Annotated in this window: 22 protein-coding genes; 16 read left to right on the top strand and 6 right to left on the bottom strand. The window is 67.4% G+C overall.

Translation table 11 applies throughout. From position 1 onward, the window contains the following. Positions 1-103: 103 nt before the first annotated feature. The 5 genes from NFH66_RS17070 (at position 104) to NFH66_RS17090 (ending at position 4,385) form a co-directional block, all read left to right on the top strand. A complete protein-coding gene (locus tag NFH66_RS17070; protein WP_349611467.1) occupies positions 104-724 on the top strand; it encodes a c-type cytochrome in 621 nt (206 codons plus the stop codon). Positions 725-887: 163 nt separating this feature from the next. Then, positions 888-1,520 (top strand): thiol:disulfide interchange protein DsbA/DsbL, encoded by a 633-nt coding sequence (locus NFH66_RS17075; protein ID WP_349611469.1) that lies wholly within the window; start codon positions 888-890, stop codon positions 1,518-1,520. A gap of 1 nt (position 1,521) precedes the next feature. Further along, a complete protein-coding gene (locus NFH66_RS17080) occupies positions 1,522-2,376 on the top strand; it encodes an endonuclease/exonuclease/phosphatase family protein (protein ID WP_349611470.1) in 855 nt (284 codons plus the stop codon). A gap of 48 nt (positions 2,377-2,424) precedes the next feature. Further along, a complete protein-coding gene (locus tag NFH66_RS17085; protein WP_349611472.1) occupies positions 2,425-2,970 on the top strand; it encodes a TRAP transporter small permease subunit in 546 nt (181 codons plus the stop codon). Next, the gene (locus NFH66_RS17090) at positions 2,970-4,385 is read left to right on the top strand and encodes a TRAP transporter large permease (protein ID WP_349611474.1); all 1,416 of its coding nucleotides are present in this window, start codon (positions 2,970-2,972) and stop codon (positions 4,383-4,385) included. Before NFH66_RS17085 ends, NFH66_RS17090 begins: the two co-directional genes overlap by 1 nt. Positions 4,386-4,390: 5 nt before the next feature. On the opposite strand, the gene NFH66_RS17095 is transcribed toward NFH66_RS17090, so the two are convergent. Then, positions 4,391-4,822 (bottom strand): YqaA family protein, encoded by a 432-nt coding sequence (locus tag NFH66_RS17095; protein WP_349611770.1) that lies wholly within the window; start codon positions 4,820-4,822, stop codon positions 4,391-4,393. A 69-nt stretch (positions 4,823-4,891) separates the two neighbouring features. Here NFH66_RS17095 and thiD point away from each other — a divergent pair, with 69 nt between their 5' ends. From thiD to dtd, 3 genes are all read left to right on the top strand, one after another. Beyond that, positions 4,892-5,704, top strand: a complete 813-nt coding sequence (thiD, locus tag NFH66_RS17100; protein WP_349611476.1) for a bifunctional hydroxymethylpyrimidine kinase/phosphomethylpyrimidine kinase — start codon at positions 4,892-4,894, stop codon at positions 5,702-5,704. A 90-nt stretch (positions 5,705-5,794) separates the two neighbouring features. Next, positions 5,795-6,640 (top strand): universal stress protein, encoded by an 846-nt coding sequence (locus tag NFH66_RS17105; RefSeq protein WP_349611478.1) that lies wholly within the window; start codon positions 5,795-5,797, stop codon positions 6,638-6,640. A 76-nt stretch (positions 6,641-6,716) separates the two neighbouring features. After that, positions 6,717-7,154 carry a D-aminoacyl-tRNA deacylase gene (gene dtd, locus NFH66_RS17110; protein ID WP_349611480.1) on the top strand — a complete coding sequence of 146 codons (438 nt, stop codon included), beginning with the start codon at positions 6,717-6,719 and terminating at the stop codon, positions 7,152-7,154. 233 nt (positions 7,155-7,387) lie between these two features. Here the strand turns inward: dtd and NFH66_RS17115 are convergent, their stop codons facing one another. Further along, positions 7,388-9,340 carry an ATP-binding cassette domain-containing protein gene (locus NFH66_RS17115; RefSeq protein WP_349611482.1) on the bottom strand — a complete coding sequence of 651 codons (1,953 nt, stop codon included), beginning with the start codon at positions 9,338-9,340 and terminating at the stop codon, positions 7,388-7,390. A 50-nt stretch (positions 9,341-9,390) separates the two neighbouring features. On the opposite strand from NFH66_RS17115, the gene NFH66_RS17120 reads away from it, so the two are divergent. The 7 genes from NFH66_RS17120 (at position 9,391) to NFH66_RS17150 (ending at position 15,555) form a co-directional block, all read left to right on the top strand. Then, a complete protein-coding gene (locus tag NFH66_RS17120; protein ID WP_349611483.1) occupies positions 9,391-9,927 on the top strand; it encodes a TIGR02444 family protein in 537 nt (178 codons plus the stop codon). A 94-nt stretch (positions 9,928-10,021) separates the two neighbouring features. Continuing rightward, positions 10,022-11,044 (top strand): TRAP transporter substrate-binding protein, encoded by a 1,023-nt coding sequence (locus NFH66_RS17125; RefSeq protein WP_349611484.1) that lies wholly within the window; start codon positions 10,022-10,024, stop codon positions 11,042-11,044. 193 nt (positions 11,045-11,237) lie between these two features. Then, entirely contained in the window at positions 11,238-11,816 is a 579-nt protein-coding gene (locus NFH66_RS17130; RefSeq protein WP_349611485.1) for a TRAP transporter small permease, read from the top strand. A 30-nt stretch (positions 11,817-11,846) separates the two neighbouring features. Beyond that, positions 11,847-13,130, top strand: a complete 1,284-nt coding sequence (locus tag NFH66_RS17135) for a TRAP transporter large permease (RefSeq protein ID WP_349611487.1) — start codon at positions 11,847-11,849, stop codon at positions 13,128-13,130. Between the two features lie 18 nt (positions 13,131-13,148). After that, positions 13,149-13,589, top strand: a complete 441-nt coding sequence (locus tag NFH66_RS17140) for a universal stress protein (protein WP_349611488.1) — start codon at positions 13,149-13,151, stop codon at positions 13,587-13,589. Between the two features lie 126 nt (positions 13,590-13,715). Next, positions 13,716-14,498: a BamJ family beta-barrel-assembly machinery protein gene (gene bamJ / locus NFH66_RS17145; protein ID WP_349611489.1), complete on the top strand. Its 783-nt coding sequence runs from the start codon at positions 13,716-13,718 to the stop codon at positions 14,496-14,498. Between the two features lie 40 nt (positions 14,499-14,538). Further along, positions 14,539-15,555 (top strand): PHB depolymerase family esterase, encoded by a 1,017-nt coding sequence (locus NFH66_RS17150; protein WP_349611491.1) that lies wholly within the window; start codon positions 14,539-14,541, stop codon positions 15,553-15,555. Between the two features lie 106 nt (positions 15,556-15,661). On the opposite strand, the gene NFH66_RS17155 is transcribed toward NFH66_RS17150, so the two are convergent. Together NFH66_RS17155 and NFH66_RS17160 are read right to left on the bottom strand one after the other, a co-directional pair. Then, a complete protein-coding gene (locus tag NFH66_RS17155; RefSeq protein WP_349611493.1) occupies positions 15,662-16,252 on the bottom strand; it encodes an SCO family protein in 591 nt (196 codons plus the stop codon). Continuing rightward, the gene (locus tag NFH66_RS17160) at positions 16,249-16,761 is read right to left on the bottom strand and encodes a hypothetical protein (protein ID WP_349611495.1); all 513 of its coding nucleotides are present in this window, start codon (positions 16,759-16,761) and stop codon (positions 16,249-16,251) included. The genes NFH66_RS17155 and NFH66_RS17160 overlap by 4 nt, the downstream gene beginning before the upstream one ends. A 106-nt stretch (positions 16,762-16,867) precedes the next feature. Between NFH66_RS17160 and NFH66_RS17165 the strand changes: the two genes are divergently transcribed. Beyond that, on the top strand, positions 16,868-17,785 hold the full coding sequence (locus NFH66_RS17165) for an AEC family transporter (RefSeq protein ID WP_349611497.1): 918 nt from the start codon (positions 16,868-16,870) through the stop codon (positions 17,783-17,785). A gap of 199 nt (positions 17,786-17,984) precedes the next feature. On the opposite strand, the gene hemN is transcribed toward NFH66_RS17165, so the two are convergent. Next, positions 17,985-19,370: an oxygen-independent coproporphyrinogen III oxidase gene (gene hemN / locus NFH66_RS17170; RefSeq protein WP_349611499.1), complete on the bottom strand. Its 1,386-nt coding sequence runs from the start codon at positions 19,368-19,370 to the stop codon at positions 17,985-17,987. 113 nt (positions 19,371-19,483) lie between these two features. Continuing rightward, on the bottom strand, positions 19,484-20,626 hold the full coding sequence (locus NFH66_RS17175) for an NnrS family protein (RefSeq protein ID WP_349611500.1): 1,143 nt from the start codon (positions 20,624-20,626) through the stop codon (positions 19,484-19,486). Between the last annotated feature and the right edge of the window lie 59 nt (positions 20,627-20,685).

A 20,685-nucleotide genomic window follows, 5' to 3' on the forward strand; every position in this document is an offset into this window, starting at 1 on the left:
CGCGATTGGCCCGCTCGAGAACCCAGAGGCTGGCCGGCGGCGCGACCCGGGCGACACCCAGGGTACGTACCGGTCAACAACGTAACGGCAAAGTGGATTAGCGATGAGAAAGTTACTGGCAAGCCTGGCAATCACCATGGGCGCCGTCGGCGCCGCCCACGCAGACCTCGAAGCCGATGCCGATGCGGCAGCGGGCCGTGACAAGGCCGCGACCTGCGCGGCGTGTCACGGCCAGGAGGGCATCAGCGCGGTAGGCACCTTCCCCAACCTGTCGGGCCAACAGGCCTCCTATCTGGCCAAGCAGATCATGGATATCCGTGACGGCACCCGCGTGGTACCGGAGATGGCCGGCCAGGTGGACAGCTTCTCCGACCAGGAGGCCTGGGACGTAGCCAAGTTCTATGCCGACAAGAACGCGGCCCTGGGCCAGGCGGATCCCGATGAGCTGCTGGTCGAGCGCGGTCGCGAGCTCTATCGCGCCGGCGACATGGCCAAGGGCATCCCGGCCTGTGCCGCCTGCCACACGCCGACCGGCCAGGGCATCGGCACCGCCGTCTACCCTGCGCTCTCCGGCCAGCATGCCGAGTACACCCTGGCCACCCTGCAGGACTTCGCCGCCGGCAACCGCACCAATGATCCGGCCGCCATCATGCGCGATATCGCCGCCAAGATGAGCGATGCCGACATGGAAGCCGTGGCCAACTACGTACTGGGCCTGCACTGAGTTCCTCGCGGCCAGCGTAACAGTGCTCAGTCGGGGCGGCCTTCGGGCCGCCCCTGTCATATTTGCCACAGCGTAAGCGGGGAACCCGAGCCCGACACTGCGCTCAAAGGCAGCGACACCCGGACTCGCCGGGACGCGATTCATCCCAAGGAGAGAGATGCCCATGTTGAAGCCCCTGATATTCGTGCTCGCCGGCCTCGCCCTGCCGGGCCTGGCCACCGCCCAGAACCTGGTGGAGGGTGAGCACTATGAGGTGCTGCCCGAGCCCGTGGAGACCCAAGTGGGCGAAGGCCAGATCGAGGTCACCGAGGCCTTCTGGTTCGGCTGCCCGCACTGCTACAACCTGCAGGAGCATGTCACCTCCTGGTACGAGACCCTCGACGACGACGTCAGCGTGGTGCACCTGCCGGCCACCATGGGTGGCGACTGGAACCGACACGCCCAGGTGTTCTACGCCGCCGAGGCACTGGGCATCGAGGACGCACTTCACGCCGACCTCTTCCACGCCATCCATGAGCAGGGTCGCCGGCTCACCGGCGAGGATGAGATCGCCGAGTTCTTCAGCGACTACGGCGTCAGCGAGGAGGAGGCGCGGCAGGCACTGAGCTCCTTCGCGGTAAAGAGCCAGGTCAACCAGGCCAATGCCCGCATGCGCGCCATGCGCCTGATGGGGGTACCCGCGCTCATGGTCGATGGCCGCTACCTGGTCACCCCCAGCAGCGCCGGCAGCCTGGCCAACATGCCGCAGATTGCCGCGACTCTGGTCGAGAAAATTCGCGAGGAGCGTAAGGAGTAAGATGTCTCACCTCGCCGAGGCAAGGATGCCGCCCCTGACGGGCGGCCATCTCAAGCTGCTGACTTTCAACCTGCAGGTCGGTATCCAGACCTCGGCCTACCACCACTACCTGACCCGCAGCTGGCAGCACCTGCTGCCTCACCCCCGGCGGCTGCGCCGCCTGGCCATGGTCAGCGAGGTGCTGGGCCGCTTCGATATCGTCGGCCTTCAGGAGGCCGACGGCGGCAGCTTCCGCTCCAGCCACGTCAACCAGGTGGAGTATCTGGCCACCCATGGCGGCTTCCCCCACCATTATCAGCAGCTCAACCGCAACCTGGGCCGCATCGCCCAGCACAGCAACGGCCTGCTGTCGCGGCTTCCCCCGGCCCATGTCGAGGAGCACCAGCTCCCCGGCACGCTACCCGGGCGGGGCGCGATTCATGCCCGCTTCGGGCATGGCCCTGACGCCCTGCACCTGTTTGTCGCGCACCTGGCCCTTAGCCATCGCGGCCGTGTCCGCCAGCTCGACTATCTCTCCGAGATCATTCAGCCGCTCCGCCATGTGGTGGTGATGGGCGATCTCAACTGTACTCCCGAGCAGCTCCACGGCCATCAGCGCTTCTCCGCCTCGTTGCCGCTTCACCCGGTGCGCCCTCCCTTGAGCTACCCCTCGTGGCAGCCGCGTCGAGCCCTGGATCATATTCTGCTCTCGAACTCCCTGGAGGCCGACGAGGTCCGCGTGCTCGATCATCTGTTCTCGGACCACCTGCCGATTGCGGTGGACGTTCGCCTGCCGCCGGCCTGTCTGCAGGCGCTTGTTACCCACCCGCAGGGCGGCGCCAACCAGGCCACGGGGGCGGCAATGGGTGACGTTTGACGGCGAATCGGCGAAGATGCGCCTCCTGACAATCCTGCAGGAGGAGACATGTCCGATACTCGTTCACCGGCCCTGCTCAGGGGGCTTGACACCGTAACCGACCTGGTCGGGCGCACCACCGCCTGGCTGGTGCTGGTAATGATGGCGGTGCAGTTCGCCATCGTGGTGATGCGTTACATCTTCGGCGTCCACAGCATCGCCCTGCAGGAGTCGGTGATGTACATGCACGCCATGGTGTTCATGCTCGGGGCCGCCTGGACCCTGCGCCATGACGCCCATGTGCGCGTCGATATCTTCTATCGCAAGCGCTCGCCTCGGGGTCGCGCCGCCACCGACCTGTTCGGCACCCTCTTCCTGCTGCTTCCGGTGACCCTGTATATCCTGCTCGGCAGCCTCGGCTATGTCGGCAGCAGCTGGGCGATCCTCGAGCGCTCTCCGGATGGGGGCATCCCCGCGGTGTTCCTGCTCAAGAGCCTGATCCTGGTGATGGCTGCGCTGCTGCTGCTGCAGGGCATCGCCCAGCTGATCCGCCAGACGCTGATCCTCAAGGGCCGCCTCTCCTCCGAATCGTCGACCCACGAGGAGAAGCTGTGATGCTGGCCACGCTGCTCGAACTGATGCCCCTGGTGCTCTTCGCCACCATCTGCGGCGTGCTGATGCTGGGCTATCCGGTGGCACTGTCGCTGGCGGGCACCGCCCTGATCTTCGCCGGTCTGGGCTTCGCGCTTACCCATCTGGGGGTTCCCGTTCCCTTCGAGGCGGGCTACCTCAGCGCCATGCCCAACCGCCTCTTCGGCATCATGACCAACCAGACACTGCTGGCGGTCCCGCTGTTCGTGCTGATGGGAGTGCTGCTGGAGAAGTCACGGGTCGCCGAGACACTGCTCGATGCCATGGCCCTGGCCTTCGGCGCCCTGCGCGGCGGGCTGGGCATCGCCGTGGTGCTGGTCGGCATGCTGCTGGCCGCCTCCACCGGCATCGTCGGCGCCACCGTGGTGACCATGGGGCTGCTATCGCTGCCCACCATGCTCAAGCGCGGCTACTCCGCCTCGCTGGCCACCGGCACCATCTGCGCCACCGGCACCCTGGGCCAGATCATCCCGCCCTCCATCGCCCTGGTACTGCTCGGCGACGTGCTCTCCAACGCCTACCAGCAGGCCCAGCTGGCGATGGGCGTGTGGAGCCCCAAGACCCTCTCGGTAGGAGACCTCTTCATCGGCGCGCTCGTCCCGGGCGTGCTGCTGGTGGTCGCCTATATCCTCTACGTGACCCTGACCGCCTGGCTGAGGCCCAGCCTGGCCCCGCCGGTGGACCGCCAGGCACTGATGGAAGAGCTCGGGCACAGCGGCAGCCTCTGGCCCCTGCTGCTCAAGGGACTGCTGCCGCCGGTGCTGCTGATCGTCGCCGTGCTGGGCTCGATCCTCGGCGGCTTCGCCACGCCCACCGAGGCCTCGGCGGTAGGTGCCGCCGGGGCCTTCCTGCTGGCGCTGGCCAACCGCCGGCTGAATCTTCGCATGCTGCGCGAGGTGGTCCACTCCACCGCCCAGGTCACCAGCATGGTGTTCCTGATCCTGATCGGTGCCGCCCTCTTCTCGCTGGTGTTCCGCGCCTTCGGTGGCGAGGAACTGGTCATCGAGCTGTTCGAGGCGCTGCCCGGCGGCGTCGTGGGCGCCACCCTGGTGGTGATGCTGGTGATCTTCCTGCTCGGCTTCATCCTCGACTTCATCGAGATCACCTTCGTGGTGGTACCCATCGTTGGCCCGGTGCTGCTGGCCATGGGGCTCGACCCCATCTGGCTGGGGATCATGATCGCGGTGAACCTGCAGACCTCGTTCCTGACGCCCCCCTTCGGCTTCGCGCTCTTCTACCTGCGCGGTGTCACGCCCGAGTCGGTGCCCACCTCGGCGATCTACCGTGGCGTGATCCCCTTTATCCTGATCCAGCTCGGCATGCTGGGGGCACTGGCACTGTTCCCGGCGCTGGCGACCTGGCTGCCCTCGGTGATATAGGTTCGCTACCGGCAGAGCGGGGCCAGCCAAGCCTCGGCGAGCCATAGCACCAGCGCATAGCGCCCCGCCTTGGCCAACCCGATCAGCAGGATGGCCCGCCACCAGGGCAGCCGGAAGAGTCCGGCCAGTACGGTGAGCGGGTCGCCGACCAGCGGTACCCAGGAGACCAGCAGGCTCCACTCGCCGAAACGCCGGTACCACCGCTCGGCGCGCGCCAGGCCCGCCGGCGAGGCGGGAAACCAGCGGCGCCCCTGGAAGTGGCGCGCGTAGCGACCCAAGGCCACGTTGACCAGGCTACCCAGGGTATTGCCGGCGGTGGCCACCGCCCACAGCCCCAGGGCCGGCTGCTCCAGGCACCACAGCCGGGCCAGCCACACTTCCGAACCGCCGGGCAGCAGGGTGGCACTGGCCAGGGCCACCAGGAAGAGGCTCAGGATGGCCGTATCCTTCGCCACTGCAGCAGCAGGCTGCTGCAGTAACATTGACTCCATGACGACATGACCGCGATGACCCTCCCAGACTCGATTCCCAACGCCCTGACCATCGCCGGCTCCGACCCCAGCGGCGGCGCCGGCATCCAGGCCGATCTCAAGACCTTCTCTGCGCTGGGCACCTATGCGACCAGCGTGATCACTGCGCTGACCGCCCAGAATACCCGTGGCGTCAGCGGGGTTCACCCGGTGCCCGCCAACTTCATCGCCGTCCAGCTCGAGACCCTGCTCGACGATGTACGCCTCGATGCGGTGAAGATCGGCATGGTGGCCAGCCGTGAGGTGGCCGAGGTGATCCGCGACGCCCTGGCGCGACGCCGGCCACGCTGGGTAGTGCTCGACCCGGTGATGGTGGCCAAGAGCGGCGATATCCTCGTGGATGACGCCGGCATCCGCGCCGTACGCGAGGTGCTGGTGCCCCAGGCCGACCTGATCACCCCCAACCTGCCCGAGGCGGCGGTACTGCTGGGCGTTCCGGCCCCGATCGACCGCCACGGCATGCTGGCCCTCGCCCCGGCGCTACGCGAACTGGGCGCCGGGGCCACCCTGCTCAAGGGCGGCCACTTGGTGGGAGAGGAGTGTCCCGACCTGCTGATCACCCGCGAGGCGGCCACCTGGATCGAAGGCGCCCGGGTGGATACCACCAACCTCCACGGCACCGGCTGCACCCTCTCCTCGGCGATCGCCGCACGCCTGGCCCAGGGCGACAGCCTGGAGCAGGCGGTGGCCGCGGCCAAGCGCTGGCTCGGCGCGGCCCTGGCCGCCAGCCAGCGCCTGGACGTGGGGCACGGCCACGGGCCGGTGCACCATTTCCACGCCTGGTGGTAGCGACCTTTCGCACATCTCGCCTTGCAGGCCCGGCTGGCGCCTCCCATGCTGAAGGTCTACACCGCCGTGGCGCCACGCCAAGGAGCCGTCATGCCCCCGACCCTGCTGTTTGCCTGCGACCTCTCGGCCGAGAACCGCGCCGCCTTCGCCAGGGCGGTGCGCCTGGCCGGTGAACAGGGCGCCCGTCTCGACGTCATCCACGTGCTCGACCCCTACCTGCCCCGCCGCGTGCTCCACGACCTGGAGGAGGCCGTGGTGGCCGACATGCAGGCGACCCTCACCGATATCCGCGAGGACTACGCCCTGCCCGAACCGCCGGTGATGATGCAGACGGTCACCGGCGCCCCCTATGCCGAGATCATCCGCGAGGCCCACGAGCGCGAGGTAGACATGATCGTGCTGGGGGCTCACCGCAAGCGGGGCCAGCCCGACCTGGTGGCCGGCACCACCCTGGCCCGGGTGCTGCGCGGCGCCCCCTGCCCGGTGCTCTCGGTGAGCCACACCGCCAGCCAGGGCTGGGAGGAGATCCTGTTGCCCATGGACTTCTCTCTCACCTCGCGCCATACCCTGCGCGAGACCCTGCGTCGCTTCCCCGACACCCGCCTGACCCTGCTCCATGCCTGGGATATCCCCGGCGAGCGCGAGCTCGGCTCACGCGGCGACTTCGCCCGCTGGCGCGACCGCGAGGTGGCGCGCCTGCAGAGCCAGCTGGAGGCCGAGGTGGAGCGCCTGATGGCCGAACTGGACGACGTCCCGGAGGTGGAACTGGTGCTGGAGCAGGGCGCCCCCCTGGAGGTGCTGATGAACCGCCTGCGGCGTCAGCCGCCCGACCTGCTGGCGCTGGGCAGTCGCGGCCAGCTGGGCCGGCATAGCCAGATCACCGAGTCGCTGCTCGCCGAGCCCCACTGCGACATCATGCTGTGCCGCGCCTGGTAAGGCTCAGCGCTACAAGCGCCTCCGGCACCCCGGCATGCTACCCTTGGCGCCGCCTAGAACGTCAGGGAGAGCCGTAATGAAGGCACTGATCCAGCGCGTGACCCGCGCCAGCGTGACAGTGGAGGGGCGCACCGTGGGCGCCATCGACCATGGCCTGCTGGCCCTGGTGGGGGTGGAGAAGGGTGACGACGACGACGCGGTGGCACGGCTGCTTCACAAGCTGCTGCACTACCGCGTGTTCAGCGATGCCGATGGCAAGATGAACCTCAATCTGCAGCAGGTCGATGGTGGCCTGCTGCTGGTCTCCCAGTTCACCCTGGCCGCGGATACCCGCAAGGGGCTGCGCCCCAGCTTCTCCAGCGCGGCCCCGCCCGCCGATGGCGACCGCCTCTTCCATCAACTGCTGGAGCGCGCCGAAGCCGCCTGGCCGAAGGTCGCCAGCGGCGAGTTCGCCGCCAATATGCAGGTCGCGCTGGTCAATGACGGCCCGGTGACCTTCCTGCTGGAGAGCTGATGCCTGCCGAAGCCGAGCCGCTTGGGCGACGCCGGGGAAGCGCGTAAGCGACATATACCCCGGGTTGCTGGCGCAAGCGAAGCGACGTCCGGCGCTCGCCAGGGATGGCGAGCGAGGGTCACCCGTGAGGGATTATGTTGTGACCCGACGGACAGGTCGCGAGCGCGGCGCCAGGGTTTCAACCCGGGGGTCGCGACTCACGCTGCCCCGGCGTGAACCGCCACCTAGCCGAATTAGCCACCGAGTTCGGCCTCCATGGTTTCCAGCGCCTCCTCGGCGGCGAGCCACTCCGCCTCCAGGTCGTCGAGGCGGGACTTGAGCTCACCCTGGCGGGCCAGGGTCGCGGTGAGCTCTTGCTTGCGGGCGGGATCGGTATAGAGCTCGGCATCACCAAGTACCTCCTCCACCCCGGCAAGCTCCGTCTGGACCTTCTCCATGGCCTGCTCGGCGCGATCGCGCTGCTTCTTCAGCGGACGCAGCTTCTCGCGCAGCTCGGCGGCGGCGCGACGCGACGCCTTGCGATCCTCCCTGGGCGTGCCCCCTTCGAGCTGGCGCTCATCGCTGTCGCCGCGGGCCCCTCGTCGCTCGCCCTCCAGGCGCGCCTTGAGCCACAGGCGATAGTCCTCCAGGTCACCGTCGAAGGGCTCCACCCGATGGTCGGCCACCCGCCAGAACTCATCCACGCTGGCGCGCAGCAGGTGGCGGTCGTGGGAGACGATGATCACCGTACCCTCGAAGCCCGCCAGGGCCTCGGTCAGCGCCTCGCGCATCTCGAGATCCAAGTGGTTGGTGGGCTCGTCGAGCAGCAGCAGGTTGGGCTTCTGCCAGGCTACCAGGGCCAGCGCCAGGCGCGCCTTCTCGCCCCCCGAGAAGCGCCCCACCTCACCGAAGACATCGTCACCCGGAAAGCCGAAGCCACCCAGGAAGTTGCGGATCTCCTGGTCGCTGGCGGTGGGCGAGAGGCGCTGCACATGCATGAAGGGGGTGGCGGCGAGATCCAGCCCCTCCAGCTGGTGCTGGGCGAAATAGCCGACCTTGAGATGCTCCCCCGCGATGCGCTTGCCGGCGAGCAGCGGGAGCTCACCGGTCAGCGTCTTGATCAGGGTCGACTTGCCGGCGCCGTTGGGGCCCAGCAGGCCGATACGCTGCCCGGGCAGCAGCGTCAGCCTGACGTTGTCGAGCTGGACCCTCTCCACCCCCGGCTCGCCCCCCACGGAGCAATAGCCCAGCCGCGCCTCGTCCAGCACCAGCAGCGGGTGGGAGGTCTTGTCTGCGGCGGGCAGGGTGAAGTGGAAGGGCGAGTCGGCATGGGCCACGGCGATATCGCCCATGCGCTCGAGCATCTTCAGGCGGCTCTGGGCGGCGCGCGCCTTGGTGGCCTTGGCACGAAAACGAGCCACGAAGCGCTCGATCTCCTCGCGCCGCGCCTGCTGCTTGGCGGCCTCGGCCTGCTGCAGCGCCAGCTTCTCGGCCCGGGTGCGCTCGAAGGTGGTGTAGTTGCCGCGGTAGAGCACCAGGGAGCGGCGATCGAAGTGCACGATGCTGTCGCACACCGCGTCCAGGAAGTCGCGGTCGTGAGAGATCAGCAGCAGGGTGCCGGGATAGCGCGTCAGCCACTGCTCCAGCCACAGCAAGGCGTCGAGGTCGAGGTGGTTGGTGGGCTCGTCGAGCAGCAGCAGGTCGGAGGGCATGAACAGGGTGCGTGCCAGGTTGACGCGCATCCGCCAGCCCCCGGAGAAGGATGCCAGGGGGCGATCGAGGTCGGCCTGCGAAAAGCCCAGGCCCACCAGCAGCTGGGCGGCCCTGGCCGGGGCGCTGTAGCCGTCGAGTGCCTCGATGACACCGTGCAGCTCCGCCTCGCGATGGTCGTCGCCCGCCTCCCTGGCGGCCTCCAGGGCCGCCTCGACCCGACGCAGCTCGGCATGGCCGTCAAGGACGTGATCGAGCAACGAGCGGTCCAGCGCCTCCACCTCCTGGGCCATATGAGCGATGCGCTGGCCGCCACTCATCTCTACCTCGCCGCGATCCGGCGCCAGCTCGCCGAGCAGCAGCTTGAACAGGCTCGACTTGCCGGCCCCGTTGGGGCCGACGATGCCCGCCTTGTGGCCGGCGTGCAGGGTGAGGTCGGCGCCCTCCAGCAGGGCCTGGGTGCCGCGTTGCAGGGAAACTTGGCGCAGTGCGATCATGCGGGCTCCACGAGGATGCGGCCGCCGCTCGACGCGGCGACGAAAAAACCATGACCGACGATTCTACCGAAATGCTGGCCACCTTGCGGTGCCGACTCTCCCAGGCGCCGCTATGGCCCTTCGCCCTGGCGCTCTACGCCCGCCCGGGCATCGAGGCCGCCTGCCTGCGGCTGCAGGACGATGCCGGCGTCGACGTCTGCGAGTTGCTGTGGCGCTGCTGGCTGCTGCACCACGGCGCCATTCCAGGGCCCGACGGCGAGGCGGGCCTCGTCGAGGTGCGCCGCTGGCAGCGGGGAGTGACTCGCCCACTGCGCCGGCTACGCCGCGAACTCAAGGCCGCCGCCGCCGAGAGCGAAGGAGTCGCCAGGCTGCGCGAGACCCTCAAGCGAGCCGAGCTGCAGGCCGAACGCGAGGCGCTCGCACGCCTGGAGGCCGTGGCGATGACCCGGCCGCTGCGCCCGCGCGACACCGGCGATCCGGCACCACAGGAACTTCTTTCGAATGCCCTGCAACTACAGAAAAAAGCCCATCTTTCAACGCTCAATCGCCTGGTGTCGCGCCTTGACCCTCCCTGGGGGCCACGCTAGCCTGAAAAATCAGCCGTGTGAATGTGAATTCACCAGATGTCGCGTGGGGAGCGTTTGCGACTCCCTGGGCAAAACCTGCAGAGGGACCACAAGAATGAAGTCACACAAACTGTTGACCACCGCCGGTATCGGCGCACTGATGTTCGGCATGACCTCCGCCGCCATGGCCGACAACTGGCGCTATGCCCATGAGGAGTACGAGGGCGACGTGCAGGACGTCTTCGCCGTGGCCTTCAAGGAGTATGTCGAGGCAAACTCCGACCACAGCGTGCAGGTTTACCGCTTCGGCGAGCTGGGCGAATCCGACGACATCATGGAGCAGACCCAGAATGGCATCCTGCAGTTCGTCAACCAGTCACCGGGCTTCACCGGTTCGCTGATTCCCGAGGCCCAGATATTCTTCGTCCCCTACCTGCTGCCCACCGACGAAGAGACCGTCATCGAATTCTTCGCCGAGAGCAAGGCCATCAACGAGATGTTCCCCGAGCTCTACGCGGAACAGGGCCTGGAGCTGCTGCAGATGTATCCCGAGGGCGAGATGGTGATCACCACCGATGAGCCCATCGAATCCGTGGAGGACTTCCAGAACAAGAAGATCCGCGTGATGACCAACCCGCTGCTCTCCGAGACCTACAACGCCTTCGGTGCGACCCCTACGCCGCTGCCCTGGGGTGAGGTCTACGGCGCCCTGCAGACCGGCATCCTCGACGGCCAGGAGAACCCGATCTTCTGGATTCAGTCCGGCGGCCTCTACGAGGTATCACCGAACCTTGTGTTCACCGGTCACGGCTGGTTCACCACCGCCATGATGGCCAACCAGGACTTCTTCGATGGCCTCTCCGAGGAGGATCAGCAGCTCGTGCGTGACGCCTCGGAAGCGGCCTATGACCACACCATCGAGCATATCCAGGGCCTCGCCGAGGAAGCCCTGAACAAGATCAAGGAGGACTGCGACAACTGCACCTACACGCGCCTGGACGAGGCGCAGATGCAGTCGCTGCGCGAGCGTGCGCCGCAGGTCGAGCAGGCCTACATCGAGATGGCCGGCGAGGGCGGTGCCGAGCTGCTCGAGCAGTTCAAGGCCGACCTCGAGGCCGTGACCTCCAGCGAGGAGTAACTGCCTCCCACCGCCATGCTCAGGGGGTGGCCCATATCGGGCCACCCCCTGTTCGTTACAACGATGACAGCAGCTTGCGGGGCCGCACTGCGTGCACCCAGCGTTGACCTCCTGGCCACGCCACGGCTCTGCAGGGCGTATCCTGACTGTCGAGACGCGTCTTACCACACTGCATGCTGAAGGGAGTGCAGCCATGACAGATGAAGAAGCCGAAAAGGCCTATCGCTCCGGCCTCCCCGGACCCCTGGGGGTGGTCGATACCCTGATCAGCAAGCTGGAGTCGGTGCTGCTGGCCATGGGCGTGCTGTTGATGGCCGTCAACACCATCGCCAACGTCATCGCTCGCTTCGTGATCGGCGACAGCATCTTCTTTACCGGCGAGATCAACCGCATCCTGATCATCATGATCACCTTCGCCGGTATCGGCTATGCGGCGCGCCATGGCCGGCATATCCGCATGTCGGCCATCTACGATGCCCTGCCGGTAAGCGGACGCCGCGCCCTGATGATCATCATCTCCCTGTTCACCTCGCTGGTGATGTTCTTCCTGCTCTATTACTCGGTGATCTACATCCTCGACCTGCAATCCAAGGGGCGGGTGCTGCCGGCACTGGGCTTTCCGATCTGGTGGATCTACGTCTGGGCGCCACTGGGGTTTCTGATCACCGGGATCCAGTATCTGCTTACCGCCATCAAGAACATGACCTCCAGGGATGTCTACCTGTCGACCAGTGTGCTGGATGGCTACAAGGATACAGAAACGGAAGTCTGATGCAGGGCGAAGGCCCGAGGGGAACGCACAATGACCACCATAATGGTTTGCACCATGATCGCCCTGCTGCTGTTGGGCTTTCCGATGATGATCCCGCTGATCACCGCGGCGGCGATCGGCTTCTTCATGATGTTCAATGGCCTGGGCCAGATGGACACCCTGATCCAGCAGATGATGGCCGGTATCCGTCCCGCCTCGCTGATCGCAGTACCGATGTTCATCCTTGCCGCCGATATCATGACCCGCGGCCAGTCGGCGGACCGCCTGATCGCCATGGTGATGTCCTTCATCGGCCATATAAAGGGCGGCCTGGCGGTCTCGACCGCCACCTCATGCACCCTGTTCGGGGCGGTATCCGGCTCCACCCAGGCCACCGTGGTGGCGGTCGGCTCGCCGCTGCGCCCCAAGATGCTCAAGGCCGGTTATTCCGACTCCTTTACCCTGGCGCTGATCATCAATGCCAGTGATATCGCCTTCCTGATTCCGCCGAGCATCGGCATGATCATCTACGGGGTCATCTCCGAAACCTCCATTGCCGAGCTGTTTATCGCCGGTATTGGGCCCGGGCTGTTGATCCTGGCGATGTTCTCGGCCTACTGCGTCGCCTATGCAGTGATCCGCGGTGTTCCCACCGAGCCCAGGGCGACCTGGAGCGAGCGACTCACCGCCGTTCGTCAGGCGCTGTGGCCGCTGGGCTTCCCGGTGATTATCGTCGGCGGCATCTATGGTGGCATCTTCAGCCCCACCGAGGCGGCCGCCGCCTGCGTGCTCTATGCGGTCTTCCTGGAGTTCATCGTCTTCCGCTCGCTGAAGCTGCAGCACATCTACACCATCGCCAAGTCCACCGGACTGATCACCGCGGTGGTGTTCATCCTGGTCGCCGCCGGCAACGGCTTCTCCTGGATCATCTCCTTCGCGCAGATCCCCCAGGCGATCCTCGAGGCGGTGGGCATCAACGAGGCGGGGCCGGTCGGCGTGCTGATCGCCATCTGCGTGGCTTTCTTCGTCGCCTGCATGTTCGTCGACCCCATCGTGGTGATCCTGGTGCTGACGCCAATCTTCGCGCCGGCCATCGAGGCCACCGGTCTCGACCCGGTGCTGGTGGGTATCCTGATCACCCTGCAGGTCGCCATCGGCTCGGCCACGCCCCCCTTCGGCTGTGACATCTTTACCGCCATCGCGATCTTCAAGCGTCCCTATCTGGATGTGATCAAGGGCACGCCACCCTTTATCTTCATGCTGATACTGGCCGCGGCACTGCTGATCATGTTCCCGCAGATCGCCCTGTTCCTGCGCGACATAGCGTTCAACTGAGGCCAAGGAGAGAGAACCATGTTCAATCGGATCCTGATCCCGGTGGATGGCTCCAAGGGTGCTCTCAAGGCGCTCGAGAAGGGCGTGGGGCTACAACTGCTGACCGGCGCGGAGCTCTATCTGCTGTGCGTCTTCAAGCACCATAGCCTGCTCGAGGCATCGCTCTCCATCGTGCCCGACAAGGTGGAGATACCCCACGACGTCCTCAAGGAGTACGCCACCGAGATCGCCGTGCACGCCAAGAATCAGTCCATCGACATGGGCGTGCCAGCCGACAAGCTACGCGCCTTCGTCAAGGCCGGCCGCCCCTCGCGTACCATCGTGCGCTTCGCCCGCAAGCGCGAGTGCGACCTGATCGTGATCGGCGCCCAGGGCACCGGCGGCGACAAGAGCCTGCTGCTGGGGAGTGTCGCCCAGCGCGTGGCGGGTTCCGCCCACTGCCCCACCCTGGTGGTCTGACCCTCCTCAGCGTCCCGGTTTCGCTCGGATGCGGAACCTGACCGGCCCTGTTAGAGTCCCATGATTCGCATTCACCCCAGGCGCCACCGGCGCCGGAATCACAAGCTGGAATCACAAGAGAGCTACATGAAACGACTGCTGACCACCGCCTCACTCGCCGCCCTGCTGGGTGCCACGCCCCTGGCACTGGGTGCCCCAGAAAGCGATGAAGAGAAGCTGGGCTACAGCCTGGGCGTGACCCTGGGCCAGAGCATCCAGCAGGATGTCGAGGAGCTCGATGTCGACGCCTTCACCCAGGCCATCCAGGATGTCTTCGCCGGCGACGACCTCGAGATGAGCGACGAGGAGATGGCCGAGGCACTGATGGCCTTCCAGCAGCAGGCCGCTGCGGCCCGTCAGGCGGAGGCCGAAGCCGCCGCCGAGGCCAACCGCGCCGAGGGCGAGGCCTACCTGGCCGAGAACGCCGAGCGCGAAGGTGTCGAGACCACCGACACCGGCCTGCAGTATCGCGAGCTGGCCTCCGGTGACGGCGCCACCCCTGGCGCCCAGGACAGCGTCGAGGTGCATTACGAGGGCACCCTGATCGACGGCACCGTCTTCGACAGCTCCTACTCGCGCGGCAACCCGGTCAGCTTTCGCGTCGACCAGGTGATCGAGGGCTGGCAGGAAGCCCTACAGCTGATGAGCGTGGGTGACACCTGGGAGATCGTCATTCCCCATGAGCTCGCCTACGGCGCCCAGGGTCAGGGTCCCATCGGTCCCTACGAGACCCTGATCTTCAAGGTCGAGTTGCTCGGCATCAACGACGCGCAGGCATCATCCGTCGACGGCGCCGATGAAGCCGCCGCCGAAGAGGACATTGCCGACGGCGTCGACGAAGCCGCCAGCGATAACCAGGCCGGTGATTAAGTCTCGCCCGACCACCTGGGCAGCCGGCGCGATCCTTGCAATGCTGCCCACGACTTCGCTGCTCGCCGAGCCCCCCCCTTCCCCCCGGCCGCTCCCGGCCCTGGCCGCCAGCTCCGAGAATGCCAGCGTCATCGGTATCTCCTCGGGTGGCTATATGGCGACCCAACTGGCCGTGGCCTGGCCGGAACGCTTCGCCGGGCTCGGCGTGCTCGCCGCGGGGCCCTGGTCCTGTGCCCAGGGCTCGCTGGGGCTGGCCCTGGGCCAGTGCATGACCACCCGACGCGGCATGCCCGACATGCAGGCCCTGGAGCAGCGCCTGGCCGGCTACCGTGAGCGCGGCCTGGTCGGCGAGGCCGAGGCGCTTGAGTCACTCAGGGTCTATGTCTGGCACGGCGGAGCCGACGCGGTGGTCGAGCCACGGCTGGGAGAGGCGCTGGTCGAGCAGTTTCAGGGCTGGCTACGCGACCCCTCGCAGCTGCAGTGGCGCCGGGACGCCGAGGTGGGCCACGGCTGGCCCGTCGACGCCATGGTTGGCCACCTCGATGACAGCGAACTGGCCGACTGCCATGACGCGGGCTCTCCCCACCTGCTGGCCTGTGACAGCGATATCGCCGGCGCCGCCCTGAACTGGCTGCACGGCGAGCAGGCGCCTCCCACCGGCGATGCACCGCACGGTGAGCTGCTGCGCTTCGATCAGGGCGATTTCGACGCCAAGGGGCTGGCCGAGACCGGCTATCTGTTCGTGCCGGAAGGGTGCGAGGAGGGTGGCTGTGCGGTCAGCCTGGCACTCCACGGCTGCAGCATGGCCGCCGAACAGATCGGCGAGGCCTTCGTACGCCACACCGGGCTCAACGCCTGGGCGGCGGAGAACCGACGCATCGTGCTCTATCCACAGGCCGAGGCTCGCCTGGGCAACCCGCAGGCATGCTGGGACTGGTGGGGCTATGCCGAGAGCACCTGGCAGCTCGACCCCATGCACGACAGCCGCCAGGGCAGCCAGACTCGCGCGCTGATGGCCATGCTGGAGCGACTGCAGGACGCCATGCCGGCACGCTGAGCGATCACCACCGCCGGGCGAGACCCGGTGGTGAATGAGAAAGTGGTGTGTGTGAGGGTGGCGGGTGAGAGTGGCGAGAGAGCGTCGCGAGTGAGGGAAAGGGGGGCTAGAGCGTCTCGCGCAGCGCGGCGAGCAGCCCGCGATGGGAGGGCGAGTAGAGCACCCGGCGCTGGATCTCCCCCGCGCGGTCGACCAGGTAGAGCGACGAGCTATGGTCGATGGTGTAGCCCATGGCCGAATCCGGCGCCTCGACCCTGCGCCACACCACGCCGTAGCGCTCGGCCAGCTCCTCGAGCTGGGCCGTGCTGCCGGTGGCACCGATGAAGCGCTCGCCGAAGAACGCCAGATACTCCTCCAGCCGCGCCAGGCTGTCACGCTCGGGATCCAGCGAGACCATCAACGGCACGATCCGCTCGCGCTGGGCGGGCTCGAGTTCGGCCAGCGCCTGGCGCACCACCGCCAGGCTCATCGGGCAGACATCGGGGCAGTAGGTATAGCCGAAGAAGAGTACCGCCAGTTGGTCCTCCTCGAGCTGGGTCAGCGAGAAGTCGCCCTGGGTCGAGGCCAGCTCCACCGGGCCACCGAGCGGACCGCCATCGTCGCTGGAAGCAAGCTGCTGCTGGTACCAGCCGACGCCGCCCACGACCAGCAGCAGCACGATCAGGGCGGTGCCCGCCCACACTCCCTTGCCTCTCATGGCGCGTCACCCTCCACATCGAAATCGAACCCGCTGCCCAGCTTACCATCGGCGGTCTCGACAATGACACGCGCCCGCCAGGGCATCACCGCCTCGGTGCAGATCGGGATCTGCCCCTCGCCACGATAGCGGCCATCGTCGGCACGGGTCAGGGGGTAGCGATGCAGCCCCATGTCCATGTCGCGGCCCACGAAGTCCACCACCACGCGCTCGGCATCCACGCCGTCGAGGGTGACCTCGAGGGGCAGGCGCTGCAGGGCCCGGATCTTGCCCCGCACGCCGAGGTCGAGCGCCAGGCGTCCCTCGCCATGCAGTTCGGCCAGGCAGGGCCCGGCGCTCAACTCGCAGCCGGGCGCCTCGGGGTACCAATTCACCTGTCCCGCATCGCGCAGCAGCTGACTGGCCAGGAACCACAGTGCCACGGCCACCGTGCCCAGGGTGAACAGCACCAGCAGGCGCAGCAGCGGCGGGCGGGGGATGGTCGGTTCGGTGGTGGTGGAGTCGGGCATGGCGGGGTGATCGTCACGGCAAGGGGTGATGCCGGCAAGCTTATCAGCATTCGTCTGTGGCAGACTGCGGAGCGATGTCGCAGGCAACGAGACCAAGGAGAACGACATGGCGGACGTCGCGGGGGCCCTGGGCCCCCTGTTCCTGCTGATCCTGCTGGGGGCGGGCCTGGGCTGGCTACGCCAGCCCGGGGCCGACTTCTGGCCCCAGTTGGAACGGCTGATCTACTTCCTGCTGTTTCCCGCCATGCTGGTGGCCACCCTGGCCACCGCCGACGTCAGCCAGGTGCCGGTGGGCAAGGTCGCACTCTCCCTGCTGGGGGCCATGGGCACCTTCGCCGTCCTGTTGTGGCGGATACGTGGCCGGCTGGGCCTGGAGGCCGCCGCCTTCACCTCGGCCTTTCAGGGCGCGCTACGCTTCAATACCTATGTGGGCGTGGCCGGCGCCGCAGCGCTCCACGGCGCGCCGGGGGCCACCGTGGCCGCGGTGGCCGTGGCGCTGATGGTACCGGTGGTCAATGTACTGTGCGTGGCCAGCTTCATCGCCGCAGGCACCCTGGGCACCAGCAGCCTGGGCAGGAGCCTGGCAGCGCTGGGACGCAACCCACTGATCCTCGGCTGCCTGATCGGTATCGGCCTCAACGTCAGCGGCATCGGCCTGCCGGGCTGGAGTGCGGCAACGGTGGAGCTGCTGGGGCGTGCCGCCCTGCCCCTGGGCCTGGTGGCGGTGGGGGTGGCACTACGCCCCGCGGCCCTGGTACGCCGCGATCGTGGCATCTTGGCCAGTCATCTGGTGAAGCTGGCCCTGATGCCGGCCCTGGCGCTGGTCCTGGCCCTGCTGCTGGGGCTGGATCCGGTGAGCCGTGACGTAGTGCTGCTGTTCGCCGCCCTGCCCACCGCCACCTCGGCCTATATCCTGGCCCGTCAGTTGGCCGGCGATGCCGAGATGATGGCGGCGCTGATCACCGGCCAGACCCTGCTGGCCATGGCGACTCTGCCGCTGTGGCTGCGTCTGGCGGGAGCCTGAGCCGGGCCGCTAATAATAAATATTCGCATTTGTGTTGACGAGCCAAACGCGAACGATTACTCTTTGTTTGTCGGCGTTGATGAGGCGCCGTCACCACGGCAGGAACCGCCAGTCTCCTGCCATGGTTTCTCCCTCCTCATTGCTAGTCACGGTCTTGCGCCACCCTCACAGAGGGTGGCTTTTTTCGTTCTATACCGTTCTATACCGTGCGCGAATAGCGCCCCTTGCTGTGGGTCAGGTAGGCATCGAAGGCCATGGCGGCGTTACGCATCATCAGCCGACCGGCAGGCAGCACCTCGATCTCGGTAGCGCGGATCGCCAGCAGGCCGTCGTCGGCCATCTCCTGGAGCTCTTCCAGGGCAGTGGCGAAATAGTCGCGGAAGACGATGCCGTGCTCGGCCTCGATGGTCGCGAAGTCGATGCGGTTATGGCACATCAGGGCGTTGATCACGTCGCGACGCAGGCGGTCGTCGTCACTCAAGCGGTAGCCGCGGAACACCCCCAGGCGCCCCTCGCCCAGGCGATGCTGGTACTGGGCGGTCTCCTTGATGTTCTGGCTGTAGGTGTCCCCCACCTTGCCGATGGAGGTGATGCCCAGGCCGATCATGTCGCAGTCGGCATGGGTGGAGTAGCCCTGGAAATTGCGCTGCAGGGTGCCGTTCTCCCGGGCCAGGGTCAGCTCATCCTCGGGCAGGGCGAAGTGGTCCATGCCGATATAGACATAGCCGGCCTCGGTGAGGCGGCGGATGGTCAACTCGAGCAGCTCCAGCTTGCGCTCCGGGGGCGGCATGTCCTCGGGGCGAATCAGTCGCTGAGCCTTGAACAGCTCCGGCAGGTGGGCATAGCTGTAGGTGGCGATGCGATCCGGGCTCAGGGCGATGATCTTGTCCAGGGTAGTATCGAAGCTGGCCACCGTCTGCAGCGGTAGGCCGTAGATGAGGTCGACGCTCACCGACTCGAATCCCGCAGCGCGGGCGGCGTGGACGAGGGAGACGACATCCTCCTCGCTCTGCACGCGGTTGACTGCCTTCTGCACATCGGGGTCGAAGTCCTGCACCCCGAAGCTCAGCCGATTGAAGCCCAGCGCGTGCAGCTCATGGATCTGCTCGGGGGTCACGGTGCGCGGGTCTACCTCCAGCGAGAACTCGCGCTCCTCGGGTGACGCGAAGTGGAAGGCGTCGTCGAGGCTGGCCATCAGCTCGCCGAGCTGGGCGTTGCTCAGGTAGGTCGGCGTACCCCCTCCCAGGTGGAGCTGGGTCATGCGCCGGGTCTCGTCGAACAGCGCACCCTGCACCCGGATCTCCTGCTGGAGCCACTCGAGGTACTCGGCGGCCCGCTCGGTGTTGTGGGTGATGATCTTGTTGCAGGCGCAGTAGTAGCAGAGGCTCTTGCAGAAGGGGATATGCACATAGACCGACAGCGGCTTGGGCGTCTCGGCGCGGTTGCTGCGCTCGGCCGCGGCGCGGTAGTCATCCTCGGCGAAGGCCGCATGGAACTGGGGTGCCGTGGGATAGGAGGTGTAGCGCGGCCCGGGGCGGTCGTACTTCTCGACCAGCGGGCGATTGAAGAGCAGATGGTCTTGCATGGTCAAACGGCCTCGTTGAAAGCTCTGGCACCGCCGCGACGATGCCGAATGCTGGGCAGTATGCCAGCCTGGGGCCGGCGCGTCGGTACCCTTGTGGTGGTAGTTGACCCCGGTCAAGTCCCTGGGCGGCTCGGCACCCGCCGCGACCAGACACCAAGCCGCCAGGCGGTAAGCAGCCAGGCCAGGCTCCAGGCCAGGGCGGAGGCCCACAGCAGGGGCAGCCAGGCGGCACCCGCCGGAAAGGCCACCAGGCGCAGCACGGCCGCCACGGCGAAGAGCAGCGCCAGCGGCAGCAGCAACGGCTCTCGCTCGGGGCGCCCCTTGGCCCTGAGGATGGCCTGGCGCAGCATGATGCCGCTGGCCAGGGTCCCCAGCGCCCCCACGGTGAAGGCGTGCAGCACACCGCCCAGCGGCTGGCCCAGCCACAGAGCGCGCGCCGCCAGCAGCAGCCCGATTCCCAACCAGGCATAGCCCAGCAACAGGCCGATCAGGTCGGGGCGCCGCCGGCAGGCCCAGGGGCGCCAACGGCATAGCCGCCACAACACCACCAACCCCGCCGCCGCCATCAGGGGTGCTGCCAGGGTGGCCGTGGCCGGCCAGGGCGCGAGCAGCGGGGTCGCCCCCAGCAGCACGATCAGCGCCGCCTCCAGGCGCGGCTGGACCCCGGCGCCGGCCTGACGCCTGCTGGCCATTAGATGGCCGTTGACCGCCGGCGCCAGCACGCGGCCACCCATGAAGGCCATCAGCAGCACCAGCCAGAGCACAGCATGGCGCATCAGCGCGGGGGACAGCAGGCCCTGCGCTATCAAGCGCCCGGCCAGGCTGGCCACCGCCAGCAGGCAGAGCAAGCCCAGCAGCGGCGACAGCATCCGGTTGCGCCACTTCTTGGCGGCCTGGAAGCGTGGCACCAACCGCCAGGCGAGTAGTGCGGCGAACAGGGCATCGGCCAGCAGCACCGGCAGCGCCTCGGGCCCGACCAGCCCACCGACCCGAGCGACGAGCCATAACGCCGCCAGCCCCAGCAGCCCGCGACGCGACAACGGCCCCAGCAGGTAGCCGGCGATCACCGCCAGGGCGAAGCCGAACAGCAGTTCGCGACCGTGTGCCGCAGGGGAGGCGAGGAGCCCCAGCGGCAAGCCGTGGTAGAATACGGCCAGCGTCAGCGGCACCGTGATCGCGGCATGCAACGCCGCCAGGGGAAAGAACAGCCGCCAGGCCGGCACCGTGTCGCGGGTGATGTCGGCTTTCGTTGACATGGCGCAAATCCTCGCATTGCCCGCTACACTAAGATGCATGTAATTTGCCACTTATGTAG

Origin of the sequence: Halomonas sp. H10-9-1 (assembly GCF_040147005.1) — a bacterium.
Classification (GTDB): domain Bacteria; phylum Pseudomonadota; class Gammaproteobacteria; order Pseudomonadales; family Halomonadaceae; genus Halomonas.